This window comes from Vibrio sp. QJM3NY_39 (genome assembly GCF_057785895.1).
The window spans coordinates 1,512,848-1,525,971 of sequence record NZ_CM173505.1; the positions used below are offsets into that span (position 1 = coordinate 1,512,848).

At 43.9% G+C, this 13,124-nt stretch carries 14 protein-coding genes and 1 pseudogene; 7 read left to right on the forward strand and 8 right to left on the reverse strand.

Annotated features, from left to right (window positions below):
- Positions 1–176 precede the first annotated feature (176 nt).
- From AC3CHU_RS06805 to AC3CHU_RS06825, 5 genes and pseudogenes are all read right to left on the reverse strand, one after another.
- Positions 177–1,231 (reverse strand): annotated as a pseudogene (locus AC3CHU_RS06805) (FUSC family membrane protein).
- Positions 1,232–1,417: 186 nt separating this feature from the next.
- Positions 1,418–2,143: a metallophosphoesterase family protein gene (locus AC3CHU_RS06810; RefSeq protein ID WP_488525305.1), complete on the reverse strand. Its 726-nt coding sequence runs from the start codon at positions 2,141–2,143 to the stop codon at positions 1,418–1,420.
- Positions 2,144–2,238: 95 nt separating this feature from the next.
- Positions 2,239–2,742 carry a YcxB family protein gene (locus AC3CHU_RS06815; RefSeq protein ID WP_065605588.1) on the reverse strand — a complete coding sequence of 168 codons (504 nt, stop codon included), beginning with the start codon at positions 2,740–2,742 and terminating at the stop codon, positions 2,239–2,241.
- A 298-nt stretch (positions 2,743–3,040) separates the two neighbouring features.
- Entirely contained in the window at positions 3,041–4,138 is a 1,098-nt protein-coding gene (locus tag AC3CHU_RS06820; protein ID WP_488525306.1) for a nickel/cobalt transporter, read from the reverse strand.
- 77 nt (positions 4,139–4,215) lie between these two features.
- Complete coding sequence (locus AC3CHU_RS06825; RefSeq protein WP_488525307.1) at positions 4,216–4,938, reverse strand: DUF1007 family protein; 723 nt, start codon at positions 4,936–4,938, stop codon at positions 4,216–4,218.
- A 476-nt stretch (positions 4,939–5,414) separates the two neighbouring features.
- On the opposite strand from AC3CHU_RS06825, the gene AC3CHU_RS06830 reads away from it, so the two are divergent.
- Entirely contained in the window at positions 5,415–5,876 is a 462-nt protein-coding gene (locus AC3CHU_RS06830; RefSeq protein ID WP_488525308.1) for a NifB/NifX family molybdenum-iron cluster-binding protein, read from the forward strand.
- Positions 5,873–6,070 (forward strand): (Na+)-NQR maturation NqrM, encoded by a 198-nt coding sequence (nqrM, locus tag AC3CHU_RS06835; RefSeq protein WP_017075166.1) that lies wholly within the window; start codon positions 5,873–5,875, stop codon positions 6,068–6,070. The genes AC3CHU_RS06830 and nqrM overlap by 4 nt, the downstream gene beginning before the upstream one ends.
- Before the next feature lie 41 nt (positions 6,071–6,111).
- On the opposite strand, the gene AC3CHU_RS06840 is transcribed toward nqrM, so the two are convergent.
- Complete coding sequence (locus tag AC3CHU_RS06840; protein ID WP_009846970.1) at positions 6,112–6,390, reverse strand: DUF134 domain-containing protein; 279 nt, start codon at positions 6,388–6,390, stop codon at positions 6,112–6,114.
- 35 nt (positions 6,391–6,425) lie between these two features.
- Here AC3CHU_RS06840 and AC3CHU_RS06845 point away from each other — a divergent pair, with 35 nt between their 5' ends.
- Complete coding sequence (locus AC3CHU_RS06845; protein ID WP_488525309.1) at positions 6,426–6,845, forward strand: PaaI family thioesterase; 420 nt, start codon at positions 6,426–6,428, stop codon at positions 6,843–6,845.
- A gap of 211 nt (positions 6,846–7,056) precedes the next feature.
- Complete coding sequence (locus AC3CHU_RS06850) at positions 7,057–8,148, forward strand: transporter substrate-binding domain-containing protein (RefSeq protein ID WP_488525310.1); 1,092 nt, start codon at positions 7,057–7,059, stop codon at positions 8,146–8,148.
- Between the two features lie 43 nt (positions 8,149–8,191).
- On the opposite strand, the gene AC3CHU_RS06855 is transcribed toward AC3CHU_RS06850, so the two are convergent.
- Positions 8,192–8,392 (reverse strand): hypothetical protein, encoded by a 201-nt coding sequence (locus AC3CHU_RS06855; protein WP_017075162.1) that lies wholly within the window; start codon positions 8,390–8,392, stop codon positions 8,192–8,194.
- A gap of 371 nt (positions 8,393–8,763) precedes the next feature.
- Between AC3CHU_RS06855 and pnuC the strand changes: the two genes are divergently transcribed.
- The 3 genes from pnuC (at position 8,764) to AC3CHU_RS06870 (ending at position 11,041) form a co-directional block, all read left to right on the forward strand.
- Positions 8,764–9,498 (forward strand): nicotinamide riboside transporter PnuC, encoded by a 735-nt coding sequence (pnuC, locus tag AC3CHU_RS06860; RefSeq protein WP_054546503.1) that lies wholly within the window; start codon positions 8,764–8,766, stop codon positions 9,496–9,498.
- Between the two features lie 8 nt (positions 9,499–9,506).
- Positions 9,507–10,235 carry a nucleoside phosphorylase gene (locus tag AC3CHU_RS06865; protein WP_146454737.1) on the forward strand — a complete coding sequence of 243 codons (729 nt, stop codon included), beginning with the start codon at positions 9,507–9,509 and terminating at the stop codon, positions 10,233–10,235.
- A 125-nt stretch (positions 10,236–10,360) separates the two neighbouring features.
- Positions 10,361–11,041 (forward strand): Crp/Fnr family transcriptional regulator, encoded by a 681-nt coding sequence (locus tag AC3CHU_RS06870; protein WP_488525311.1) that lies wholly within the window; start codon positions 10,361–10,363, stop codon positions 11,039–11,041.
- A 152-nt stretch (positions 11,042–11,193) separates the two neighbouring features.
- Here the strand turns inward: AC3CHU_RS06870 and AC3CHU_RS06875 are convergent, their stop codons facing one another.
- The gene (locus AC3CHU_RS06875) at positions 11,194–12,897 is read right to left on the reverse strand and encodes an FAD-dependent oxidoreductase (RefSeq protein ID WP_371722122.1); all 1,704 of its coding nucleotides are present in this window, start codon (positions 12,895–12,897) and stop codon (positions 11,194–11,196) included.
- Positions 12,898–13,124 lie beyond the last annotated feature (227 nt).

Below are 13,124 nucleotides of genomic sequence, written 5' to 3' on the forward strand. Positions count from 1 at the left end.
TCAATAACTGAAAAAGAATGTAAGTATTGGAATGAGTTAAATAACAAGTTTTAGAGACTCTTCTTTTTCCTAAAGGTGCGCCAAACGCTTCGCTTTAAAAATACAGATAAAAATCTGAGTGGCTATTGGGGTTTAAGAGCTTTGGTATTTAAGTCCTTTGATAGTTAAGCCCTGATTTAGCCTTCTAGATTACGCCGAACTAAATCGTGCATTTGCTTAATTGTCATCAGCGCCAACCAGATGATTTCTTCTACCGAACGTTGACCCGTTGTGGAAGTTGGGTGTTGGGCTTCAGTTTGATTGGTGAGCGCGGGTAGCTCATGGACGCGGTTATCACGAATGGTATTGATTAACGCGTCCATCGCATCATGAATTAAGCGTTCGACTTGTTGAGAGCCTTGGTATTGCGTGCCTTTTCTGACTAACGGAATCAGCAAGCAGAGGTAATGGCTTAATAATCGATAGTGACTCAGCATATCTTCATAATAGTGAGAATCGGCTCGAGTATGTTTTGGCTCTTGCTGCATCTCGTTGTAAATCAGCTCAAGGTCGCTTTCGGCGGTTAGCATAGCGGCACGTTGCTTGGTTAGCGCAGTATGGTCATGTTGTTCGGTGCCAATTTGCAGCTGTTCGTAGCAATACACAAATAAGCTTTTTGAACTATTAAGAAGGCTTGTCGATATTGGATGTAGTCTGCCAACGTTTCGTAAATTGCAGATAGACATACGCGCAGCGCATAGTGTTTCCACAAGGCAAACCAAAGCCAGCTAAACAGTGCAAAAGTAAGGGGGCCAAGTACCAACATTGGGTACAAGCTTAGCGCTGTGTTGGAATTATGAAGTGATAGGGTGACGACAGCAATTAAGAGGCTGGACATGCCAAGTCGCGCCCAAAATGGACCATTGACCGCCGCACTGGCAAGTAAAGCACCCATTGCACCATAAGTCACCCATAAAGGCAGTCCGCTTTTCAGCAGAGCGTAACTGACGACTAGAGTCATGCCCCAAGCGGTGGCGGTAATCGTAAAACGTGTCCACCTCCTTGGCCTTGCTGCGTCGAGGGCACTAATCAGAGCGGCTGGCATGGTCATGAGAGCGGTCATGGCGATAGTGGTTTGATTCGACAGCACCCCTAAACCGAGAAATAACACAATGGCACTGGTGGCTCGAAGCCCAAGGTTAATAGAAGGGGAGTACCAGACTTTACGCAAAATGGCAGGAGAAAACGTCATAGACCCTCGTTATTTGTTTGATCTTAATGAGTGTAACGCCAAATCTGTCTCCGCGCTGTCTTCAATCACAGATTGATAAATTGAATCGCTGCAAGCTTCTTCTATTGGCATAGAACGCGATATAGCTTGGTTTATTCGAAAGCGAATCTACAAAGGTTTAAGACAGCAAGATTCAAGATAGAGGGTTCAAAAATAGACAGTTTGGTAGTCGATTGAATCAGCAGAGAACGAGATTCGACTCAGTCCTACTTTCTCGCTGCGATTGTATTCATTGATCGAGTGGTCAAAGCCATAGGCTGTTGAAGGCGCCATGTATTGGGCTACGCCTTGTTGTGTCGCCGTTATTCCATCATGGCCATGACCGCAGATCACGTCACGAACGCGATATTTTCGAAGCACGCTCATCACATCAGCATTGTTTTCTAGACGGATGGCTTTCATCCATTCAGCACCGACGGGAATGACAGGGTGGTGTATAACGACGATAGGGTCATTGGCTTTTCTTAAATGTTGTTTTAGCTGAACCATGCCGCGGTTATCAATACGACCTGAACCGAGTGGGTGACGCTTATCCAACGGCTTGAAGCTAGAGTCCAGAAATACAAACTCTCGTTTACAGACAGTGGCTTTATTGGTGACGAAAATCGTCGATCCTTTTAGCTCTTTGCGCATTAAGCAAGAGTCGTCATGGTTGCCCGCAATGGCGTAAATAGATTGTTCGTTAATGTGCTCTCTAATGAACGCTTCTAATCGAACGTAGTCTCCCGATTTTGGGTTACAACAAATATCACCGGTCAGAAAAATGGTCTTGCATGCTGTGTCTTTGCTGACGTATTCCAATGCTCTACGCAGGTTTTCATAGCTGGATTCATCTGAAAGATGACAATCACTGATTTGGTAAATGGTGTTCATTGTTGTTGTCCGGTTGTGCCATACTCAGGTTGTGCCATACGCATTATCAAAGGTGATAGAAAAATGCCTGCCAAATTGGCAGGCATTTATTGATGCTAATTTGCTTTAGGTGCTTTGGAAGCTTCGTGTTGTTCAACCATGAACGCAATGGCTTCATCGCTTAAACAAGACTTACTGACATATTGGCGCTGTTTACCAATATGAAGGATAAAGCCTAAATCGGTCTGTTGCAGTTGGGAGATGTCAGTCCAAGCGATAGTATTGGTATTTTTAGCGTTTTTATAACTCACACCGTTAACGTCACCTTGAAAGACCACTTTGCTGCCAGCACCGGAGCTAATTTTTTGTCGCCATATCCACCAGGTTCTCTTGCAGTACACACTGAACGCTTCAATCACACTCAAAACGATAAAGAACCAGCCAACGTAACCGTTAGGTAGTAGTTCAAACTCTAATAAAACCACACCAAAAATAAGAAACAGTATTCCTTTTAAATAGGCTTTTGGAAATTGAGTCGGAAGGCTAGTTTGATCATAACACTCTGTGAAAAACGTTTTGTCGAGGATGTATTCTGTGGTGAAACCGGGATCTTTAGACATGTCTGGCTACTTTAATGTTTTCTGTGAATGAGATTTCTATAAAGGGGCTGCTGCGCTGCAATCTCGTAATTCCAGCATTGTATCGCTTGTCGGTACTTTTCTTTAACGGTTTTGATGCTCTTTTGTAAATCAATAATACCGACGGGGTTTGCTCTCGGCATAGCTCACTCGTTTACCTGAATTTATATTAAAAATTGATATTAAATGATGACTAAAACTAAGGCCTCGCGTTTGCGAGGCCTTGATGTATGCGGTACGAGTGAAAAGAACCTGAGTTTAATTGCTACTCGGTTGTGCGCTACATAGTGAATACAGGGGACATACCGCTGTCTTGGCCGTTCATTAACAACAAGCCAATCAACACAAGCAAAATGCCGCCAAAGAGTTGTAAGTAGTGACCTGCGGCTTTCAATGAGGCGTTGCTGTTCTTGTTGCCTGCTGCCAAGTAGCGCTTCACTAGGTGTTTGCCTGTTAGCGTCATCATTGCAATTAATGAGGTTGTTAGTGCTGTGCCTACGGCCATCGCAAAGGCGCTCAATACGCCCATCCAATATAGGCCAACCATGTTCGCGAAAAGCAGAACCATGATGGCTCCGGTACACGGCCTTACGCCAATCGTCACGATGATTCCCGCATATTCTCGGAGCGTTGAGGCTTTGTTGATTACGTCTGCATTTGCTACATGCTGGTGGCCGCACCCACAGTCGGCATGAGAATGATCTGCATGAGTGTGATCAGCAGCTTGCATTGCGCTAGTAGCGCCTATTATCGGGGAAGGGGCTGATATTGATGAACGAAGTGCCATTGGCGAACGCGCTGAAATTGGCGCAGTTGTGTCTGTTGCGAATGTGGTGATGGCTTTCACTTTTAGCTTAGGCTTACGCATAGCGGTGTAGATGTTTTTCAAAGCCTTCCAACATATAAGCGCGCCGACGACCGCGACTAAGGCAAAGCTTAATGAAACAAACATATTCGCTTTGTCATTCACTACTCGCATTGAAGCACTAAAGCCCCACAGCAACACGCTTACTAGTAAGATTGCGACCAATGCTTGTAAAAAAGCGGAGACGATCGTCAGCACTAAACTCGCCTTGGCTTTGGTTGGGTGAGTCGCTAAGTAAGTAGACACGATAACTTTGCCATGCCCAGGCCCCAGAGAATGAAGCATGCCATAGATAAAGCTGAACCCGATAAGGTAACTGCCTGCACCCCAAGGGTTGGACTTAGCTTCATAGAGTAGGTCTGCAAGCTCTGAATTGATTTCTCTTTGCCATTGGATGCTAGAGATAACTAACGATGGCCACATAGACCACAGTTGATATGCACCGACAGCAACAAGCAATAAAGCTCCGGCGCTAATAAGGTAATAGTTTGTTTTAATTTGATTTGTCTGCATTTCACAAGAACCTATATCAGATATTTTTCTCTAAATGAATTGAGAGGCTTACGTCATGGCGGTAAAGAGTTGCTTTATTAGGGTGTAGGAACTGCCGCACAATGAAGCTTGACCGATTGAGTAAACAGTTGGCCTAACGTGTTATCTGGATCTGCATCGACAGGTAAAGACATCGCATAACTCATCTGTTCTGGCGTCGGGTTGGGCTCGATTAGTTCCAACTGACATTGTCTCGCTAGTTTAGGTGACAATGTCACGTCTCTATTGGATAGCCACGACATGTCGACAAAGTAACTAGGGTCAAAAATCAATACGCGAAGCGAGTCTCGTGTCACTGGCTTAGGTTTAGAAAGTGGTAGGTCAAATGTTAGAACCATCTTGGCTTTATCACGCTCAAACTTTGCGTTCTCAACCACCTGATATTTGATGGGCTCTTCACCATCATAAAAATACGTGAAGTAGTGCTCGTACATCATGTTTTCGATTACAGACGCAGCGAGCTTTTTGAATGTTTCAGTTTCTGTATCGGCAGAGACGTCTTCTCCATCCAACATGTACATCGAGGTCATTGCATCAAAAGACCACTCCATAGAGAGACCGGTGATCATGCCATTCTCTCCCTCAATATGAGTTTTCATCTCTATCCAAGAGTGAGGGTGGGCATATAGATTTGGCGCAAAACACAATAATGCTAGGCCAACAGTCAAGCCCTTGAGAGAGCGAAAGCATGTCGAGAAACGGCTTACATAGCGTGTGGAGAGGCGATTGATGACATCGATTAGAATAAATGGCTGTTTCATGAGAAATGATGGTAATTTAGTGTGATGTTATACTATAACAACTCGATGCGTTGTTCACTTCAAATTATAAGCTTGTTTACATTGAAGCCGACTGTAATTCTTGATTTTCAATCCAACCTATTTTTCCTATAAACATCTTTGATTGGTCCCTGATTCGACATTATTCAGACTAGTGTGTGACGTTGAATAGTCGATTAAGCTCTCGGTTGTGCGAGGCCTTTTTGTAATGGGTTTGAGCTTGGCTCTTGATAACAGGCATTAACAACGCAAAAAATACCCCCAGCATAAAATACTACCCCCTAGTATATATGGTTATTTGAAAGGTAACTGAGATAGGCTGAAGATGACGGTAAGTTTGGGTGCTTGTGATCTTAGCTATCGATCCAGTAAATCTTATTTTTCACATGATAATTATTGGCATATGCCAATAATGAGGCGTATGCTGAACTTCTGATCATCAATAACAGGAAGTTACTATGTTATACGCAGTACCTTGTCGCGACCTCCATGTCGGCAACCATTTTGCTCGTTCACCACAGATAGCGATTGTGGATGACCAACGACAAATAAAGCAGATGGTTCCTTTGGTTGAGTCCGACTCGTCTTGCAATAAAAAGAAGCAATGGATTTCAGTCCTCCGTTCTTACGACGTGCAGGCTGTCGTTGTCCGTCACATAGGAAAGAGGATGCTGGCGCACTTGTTCAATAACGATATTAGAGTGTTGGCAACAACAAGGAAGGTGGAAATCGGTGCTTTGGATTTTGATAATCTGCAAGAAGTGACCGATTTAGATTATGGTCGAGAGCCTCGAAACGTTTGTCACAGTAAAAAAGGGCAAAGCAAGAAAGGGTGTGGCAACAAAGAACACAAGAAAGATAGCGCGATTTTTACGTCACAACCGAATCAACTAGGCGTTATACGAGGGTGTCGTAAATGACATTCCTACTAACACTATTAGGCTTCATTGGAATCGTTGCGTTGATGGCGATCGGTGTGATTTTCTCACGCCAACCAATTAAAGGCAGTTGTGGAGGGTTGGCGCAGATAGATATTGAGCGTGAATGTAATTGCAAAGACGTATGTGAAGGGCAGAGTCGAAAGCTATATCAGATCTCTGAACCGTCAAGTTAAGGCTATAGGAGTCTCTCGACAAGTAACGTTAAAGCGTCGAACTATGAGCCTTGAATCACTAACGCGTGGCCGTTGACGATGCACTTGGCGACTTTGGCTCGTGCACGCTTGATGATGTTGCCGAACGTTTGGCGAGACACCTGCATTTGTTCAGCGGCTTCAAGTTGGCTCAGTCCTTCTTGATCAGCCAAGCGTAAGGCTTCCAGCTCTTCTAATAGCAATTCTTCTTTATGAAGCTCGTCCATAGGAACACCATTAGGCTTAAAACAAGAGTAAGCTGCTCGGGTGCATAACTGGCGATGTTTTTTTGGTCGAGCCATATCAATCTCTAAGTATTAAAGGTTAAAAGGTAAGTATGAAGGCTTTCATTCCACACAATCATCGGCGCTGCCAAGTATGCAGCCAAGGTTTCTTTTCAGACAGCCCGATTTGCTTTGAAGCCGTTAGCGAGCACGAGACTTTAGCTAAATATAAAACCAGGGCCAAGATTGTACCAACAGATAAAGCTGAGGGCTACGATGGCATTATGCAGGGGGGCATTGTTACTGCGTTACATGACAGCGCGATGCTTCATTGCTTGTTCCAAAATAACATCACTGCCATGACGGTCAGCTTAACGTCTCGTTTCCATCATCCAATCTCGATTGGTCAAGAACTGGAAGTTCGCGCACGATGGGTCAAAAGCAGACGAAATATCTATTTCTTAGAAAGCCAAATTACGCAGTGCGGAAAATTGTGTTCATCGGCACAAAGCCAGTTTATGGCATCCCAGTAGTTATCGATCCGAGGTTTCCTATGCCGTTAGTTTGTTACGCCCATTCTTTTGCACAATAAATAGAGGTTTTCTATAGTTAAGGTAATAACTATTAAAGCTAGGGCAGTATTGAATTTATCATAAACTTTCTTCACTTCTGATCGCGCTGATGTGTGTCATTAGTCGATCCTTCGTATTCAATTCATTGCTGTCTTCTTCCGGAGGGCTGCTGATGCACAAATTCTTCAAATTGACACTCCGATACAGTGTCACTTCAATCGTTTCTCTTTTTCTATTCTTCAGTGCTTTTGCTTCTTCTTCTCCCCTTAAAGTCGGTGTATACCCTTGTCCGCCTTTTGTAATTAGTTCTATGGAAGGTGAATGGAATGGCCTGAGTATCGAGCTTTGGGAGCAGATAGCGAAGGAAATGGAGGTTGAGTTTACGATAGAGACTCATCGCTTGGATGACTTACTCAATTCCATTGAAACAGAGCAAATCGACATCGGTGTATCCTGCATTTCAATCACTCCAGAGCGTGAGTTGTTCGCTGACTTTTCCCACTCCTTTTACGAAACTCATCTCGCGATCGCGGTTAAGAAGCAAGGTTATCTTCACTCCCTACATTCCATATTCTTAAACCCCGCCTTATGGATAATCATTGGTGTCATCATCTTTATCTCCGGCTTAATAGGTGCGTTTTTTTACCTATTGGAACACGGAGAAAATGAAAAACTCTACTCGATGAAAAGCAGAACGGGTCGTTGGTTAGAAAGCTTCATACTGGGATTGCTGTTCATCACCCGAGGTCCATTCAATTACTTTGAGTTTAAGAGCTTAACTGGGCGAATTGCCACAGTGTTCATTGGCGTGTTGAGTATGTTGTTCATCGCCAGTATTACCGCCGTGTTAGCCAGCAAGCTCACGCTTAGCCAAGGGTCTTCGCAGATTAAAGGCATCAATGATCTTGCGAACGTGGAAGTTGGGGCAAAAGTCGCCACGACGTCTTCTTTGATGCTCACCAGTTTTGGTATTCGACACAAGAGTTATATCGATATGCCAAGACTGTTAGCGGCTTTAGAAGAAGGCGAAGTGGAAGCGATTGTCGCTGATGATGTGGTTCTCAAATATATGATCGGTAATGGCAGAATAAGCGGGCAATTTGAAGATCTGGAAGTGTTGCCGTACCAACTAGAAAAACAAAATTATGGCTTTATCATTACGGAAAACAACGCGTACGAAGAAGAGATAAACCGTGCATTATTGAAGATTCGTGAGTCGCGAAAGTGGCGTAAAATCTTGGTCGACTATTTTGCGGATCAATAATCAACAACAGTGGCACACTACAAAGCTTTATGGGTTCTTACTGCTACATTTCTGAACTAGAGGCTTTGTTCTTTTTGAAATATTTAACTGCTGTCCAGACGGCATAAGCCGCAACACCAACAATCAATGCTGAGCGAATTAGGATAGGCGCATCGTGCTCCAGTTGACTAGCATGCGGAACAATACTGGCAAACAATCGACTGGTGAAAAACAGCCCCATTACTAACATAACAATCTTATTCATGTGACCTGCCATTCAATTAGATGCGTTACCAGAACAAGGGATAGGTTAATCACACTCTCGTGAGGTTAAAACTTGTTCTGTTCGAAATTAAAGAATGCGCTTCTCAAACGCGCCCGTCAACGCGATATCCGCCTAAAACCAGTAAGCTAAAGTTTCGTTTTTGGAAGTGGTTCTTTTCATTAATGGAGATATACGCAAAGGATTGAATGTGTGAGGAACAGTTGAACTTATTACGATGAATTTCAATTTCGCCAATTATTATTCTGATTTATGATCGCATGCAATCTAGGGGGGACAAATGTCCTCCTATTTGTTTCTGAAGGCGCAATAAGATAAGTGCTACTAAAAAACAAATAATAAAGGACACTTTTATGGACCTATTCGCCCTACTTGATATCAATAATACCTTAGTCAACATCCCAATAGGGGATGGCTATGCCATGAGCTGGATTGAAGCTTTTGGCACTGTATTTGGCCTGTTGTGTATTTGGTTTGCAAGCCAAGAAAAAACCATTAACTACCTGTTCGGATTGCTGAATGTCACCTTATTTGCGGTTATCTTTTTCCAAATTCAGTTATACGGATTGTTACTTCTTCAACTCTTTTTCTTCTGCGCCAATATTTACGGTTGGTACGCATGGACACGCCCTAATGAGCAAGGTGAAACGTTAGAAGTTCGCTGGTTGAGTCAAAATAAGCTGGTGGCAACAGCTGCAGCGTGTGCGGTTTCGATTGCACTGCTCACAATGTATATCGACCCATTCTTCTTTGCGTTGGCGAACATCGCGGTTGATAGCCTGAATCTATTTGGTGCTGATTTAACGGAACCAGTACTTGAACCTGATGCGTTCCCATTCTGGGATGCAACGATGACCATTCTATCTATTGTTGCTCAAGTTCTTATGACACGTAAGTATGTTGAAAACTGGATACTTTGGATTGTGATTAACATTATCAGTGTTGGTATTTATGCGACACAGGGCGTGTACGCAATGTCTGTTCAATATGCAATCTTAATGTTCATTGCGGCAAACGGTACTCGCGAGTGGGCACGCACAGCTAAACGAAACAGTGATAAATCGTTAACTCAAGCAACGGCTTCTTAGGAGTGAAGATGGCAAAGCAACCTCATATTGGCGTTGATGAAACGCAAATTGCTCCGTTAGTCATTGTTTGTGGTGAGCCTGATAGAGCGAATCGAATCGCGAGCTTGCTAGAAGATGCAGAGATGGTTTCTGAGAATCGAGAGTATCGAATCTTCACTGGAACTTATCAAGGGAAAGCGATATCAGTTTGCAGCACTGGTATTGGCGCACCTTCAATGATCATTGCCGTAGAAGAACTTAAGTTTTGTGGTGTCACTCATATCGTTCGAGTAGGGTCTGCAGGTGCGATGCAGTCACAGATTGGGCTTGGTGAGCTAATTATTGCAGAGGGTGCGGTTCGCGATGAGGGTGGTTCTACCGCTTACGTTAAGCCGTCGTATCCCGCTTATGCAAGCTTCTCTCTGCTTAAAGAGCTAGACAAGTTCTTGCAGCAGCAAACAACACCTTACTATTTGGGCACGGTACGCTCACACGACAGTTTTTATACCGATGACGAACAGGCGCTTTGTCAGTACTGGAATGGTAAGGGCATTTTAGGTGCAGACATGGAAACATCCGCGCTGTTTACCGTGGGGCGCTTGAGAGGGCTTAACGTAGCTTCTATCTTGAACAATGTTGTCTTGTACGAACAAGATGTAAAGGAGGGCGTTGGGCAATATGTCGATGAGGCAGAGGCAATGATGCAAGGAGAGCGGCTAGCATCATTAGCGGCACTGGAAGCATTAATTACTCAATAAGAGCCTGAAGAAATACAAGACGAAAGCGATGGGAGACCGTCGCTTTTTTATTGGGTTCTCTCCTGTGGTTTAAGTGGTTACAATCGTTTGAATATAAACAGCAGTAATGCAATGAGAGAGTAAGTATGAAGATTGCACCATACTCAAGCGGACGCTTTAAAAACTACTTAGAACAAAAAAGCTCTGAATTTAGAGATCTCATCTACCAACACCAAGTTAACTCTCGTTACTTCAATCAAAATGATGAAATTCTGCGTCAAGGTGAGCAACTTCAGTATCTTTATGTAGTGCCCGCAGGGAGAGTCTCTATGAGTATTTCTGCGGCTAATGGACGACGCTTTCAATTGGGTGAGGTGAATTGTGATTATCATATCTTCGGTGAGATGGAGTTCTTCACTCAAACGCCCTGCCAATGGAACGTAGTGGCTGACGAACACATGCAAGTTGATGTCATTTGCATTCAGAAACTAGCAGAAGCACTACATGAAAATCCGGAGATGATGTTCTTTTTTGCCTCAGCACTAGCGGAAGATTATCAAGACTCTATGGGCATTTACACTAACCGTCTTCTACACTCAATTACCTACAACATTGCCTACGACTTATTGGTTCAAAGCCAGACAAATACCGTGTTAGGCGGTTTCGATAAAGTGAATCAAGAAGCGGAACGTTTTGGCACATCGAGCAGAGTGTATAGAAGAGCGGTTAAAGACCTATTAGACAAAGGTTTCATTAGAAAAGGAGACCAAGGGTTGGAAATTGTCGACCAGCGAGCACTGCAAGCTTTTATTGACTCCTACGAATAATAAAAGAGCTTGGCACTTACTTAAATGCCAAGCTCGGTTTTTCAATGTTTACTATTAACTACTCGCATCTATTTATGAGCGACTTTCTCTCAGCAACTAGCAACTAGCCCGTAAGTGTCCGCGCACCATTACCGGCGACTAAGTATTAATCCTTAAGCTTTTGCATACATGAGCGTTCTATAACCACCGATTAAGTTGCGTGCTTTAAAGCCGTTGTTGACGAGTTGGCGATAAGCCACGTTACCACGTAACCCGACTTGGCAGTAGATTACAATCTCTTTGTCTGCTGGGAGCTCACTCATTCGATCACGCAGTTGGTCGACAGGAATGTTGATTGCGCCTTCAATAAAGCCACCATTTTCTAGTTCGCCAGGGTTACGAACATCGAGTAGGAGTTGGTTGTCGCTTAATGTTGCAATCTCATCGAAATGAATAGGTGTCGCGTCACCTTTAATAATATTGTTGGCAACAAATGCGGCTTGGTTAATCACGTCCTTGGCACTCCCGTAAGGTGGTGCATAGGTTAATTCAAGGTGTTGAAGCTGATCAACGGTCATACCTGCACGTTGAGCTACTGCCATAACATCAATGCGTTTATCAACGCCATCTTTACCGACGGCTTGCGCACCTAGTATTTTCCCTGTCTTAGGGGCGAATAACATCTTGAATGAGACAATCTCAGCGCCAGGATAGTAGCTAGCGTGGCTTGCGGTATGCACATAGACTTTTTCATAGTCGACGCCTTCACGCTTCAACTGTTTTTCGTTTTTCCCTGTTGAGGCAACGGCTAGGTCAAAAATCTTACAGATAGCTGTGCCCTGTGTACCTTGATAGATTTCATTGCGTCCGAGCATGTTGTCGGCAGCCATACGACCTTGACGGTTAGCAGGGCCAGCAAGCGGAACTAGAGTTTGTGCACCTGTGACAAAGTCTTTTTCTTCGACCACATCACCCACAGCGTAGATGCTAGGATCGCTAGTCTGCATCATTTCATTGGTGTAGATACCACCTAGTTCGCCAATTTGAAGTCCTGCTTCTTTTGCTAACTTAGTCTCAGGACGCACACCGATAGCCATGATTAAGATATCAGTAGTTAATGACTCGCCATTATTAAGTGTTAATTCTAATTCACCCTCTATGTGTTGGTGCTTCTCGCTCTCGCCTGAATCAAAACTGGCGATGTGTTCGTTAGGTATATATTTCACAGACTCAAGCGCGACGCCGAGTTTTAGGTCGATGCCTTTGTCACGAATCTCCGCATGGGCAAAGCCGGCCATTTCCCGGTCTACAGGCGTCATTACTTGGTCAGCCATCTCAATCAACGAAGTCTTGATCCCAAGCTGATGAAACGCTTCCATCATTTCCAAGCCGATAAAGCCACCGCCAACAACTGTCGCGTGCTCAGGTTTATTCATTTGGATTGTTTCGATGATGCGGTCCATATCTGGAATATTGCGTAGTGAATGGGTGAGGGGGTTATCGATTCCTGAGATGGGAGGAACGACGGCACCGGCTCCAGGGCTGAGTAATAAGAAGTCGTAACTCTCGCTGTAGTGATTACCATCAACAAGATTTTTGACTGTAACGGTTTTATTGGTGCGATCAATAGAGGTAACTTCGTTCATCACTCGTGCGTCAACGTTGAAGCGAGCTAAGAAGCTTTCAGGTGTTTGTAACAGAAGCTTGCTTCTATCCTCGATATCGCCACCTATGTGGTATGGCAATCCACAGTTGGCAAAAGAGACGAATGGTCCTCGTTCAAACATTATGATTTCGGCTTCTTCACTAAGACGACGAGCGCGTGCAGCAGCTGAAGCACCTCCAGCTACGCCACCGATGATTACAATTTTAGTCATACGTTTACCTATTACTGTCTCTAAGTTTAACTATACAAATTGCCGAGCATAGAGCTTGTATCTTCTTAATGATCAGTACTGGCTGGTCGCCGGCGATTGAGTAGTTTTCGAAATACCTAGATACTATAAAGATGTAAATTAGCATTGTCTAATATTAATTTTGAAGCTATCACCTCGGGATTGAGCGTTTGGTCCAAGGGTTGTGATTAGACTAAAGCACGCTAGTA

Bases quoted from the DNA above. Each gene is read 5' to 3' on its own strand.
- AC3CHU_RS06825 (WP_488525307.1), bottom strand. From the start codon at position 4,938: ATGAAACAGCCATTTATTCTAATCGATGTCATCAATCGCCTCTCCACA.
- AC3CHU_RS06820 (WP_488525306.1), bottom strand. From the start codon at position 4,138: ATGCAGACAAATCAAATTAAAACAAACTATTACCTTATTAGCGCCGGA.
- AC3CHU_RS06875 (WP_371722122.1), bottom strand. From the start codon at position 12,897: ATGACTAAAATTGTAATCATCGGTGGCGTAGCTGGAGGTGCTTCAGCT.
- AC3CHU_RS06840 (WP_009846970.1), bottom strand. From the start codon at position 6,390: ATGGCTCGACCAAAAAAACATCGCCAGTTATGCACCCGAGCAGCTTAC.
- AC3CHU_RS06855 (WP_017075162.1), bottom strand. From the start codon at position 8,392: ATGAATAAGATTGTTATGTTAGTAATGGGGCTGTTTTTCACCAGTCGA.
- pnuC (WP_054546503.1), top strand. From the start codon at position 8,764: ATGGACCTATTCGCCCTACTTGATATCAATAATACCTTAGTCAACATC.
- AC3CHU_RS06845 (WP_488525309.1), top strand. From the start codon at position 6,426: ATGAAGGCTTTCATTCCACACAATCATCGGCGCTGCCAAGTATGCAGC.
- AC3CHU_RS06865 (WP_146454737.1), top strand. From the start codon at position 9,507: ATGGCAAAGCAACCTCATATTGGCGTTGATGAAACGCAAATTGCTCCG.
- AC3CHU_RS06815 (WP_065605588.1), bottom strand. From the start codon at position 2,742: ATGTCTAAAGATCCCGGTTTCACCACAGAATACATCCTCGACAAAACG.
- AC3CHU_RS06810 (WP_488525305.1), bottom strand. From the start codon at position 2,143: ATGAACACCATTTACCAAATCAGTGATTGTCATCTTTCAGATGAATCC.
- nqrM (WP_017075166.1), top strand. From the start codon at position 5,873: ATGACATTCCTACTAACACTATTAGGCTTCATTGGAATCGTTGCGTTG.
- AC3CHU_RS06830 (WP_488525308.1), top strand. From the start codon at position 5,415: ATGTTATACGCAGTACCTTGTCGCGACCTCCATGTCGGCAACCATTTT.
- AC3CHU_RS06870 (WP_488525311.1), top strand. From the start codon at position 10,361: ATGAAGATTGCACCATACTCAAGCGGACGCTTTAAAAACTACTTAGAA.
- AC3CHU_RS06850 (WP_488525310.1), top strand. From the start codon at position 7,057: ATGCACAAATTCTTCAAATTGACACTCCGATACAGTGTCACTTCAATC.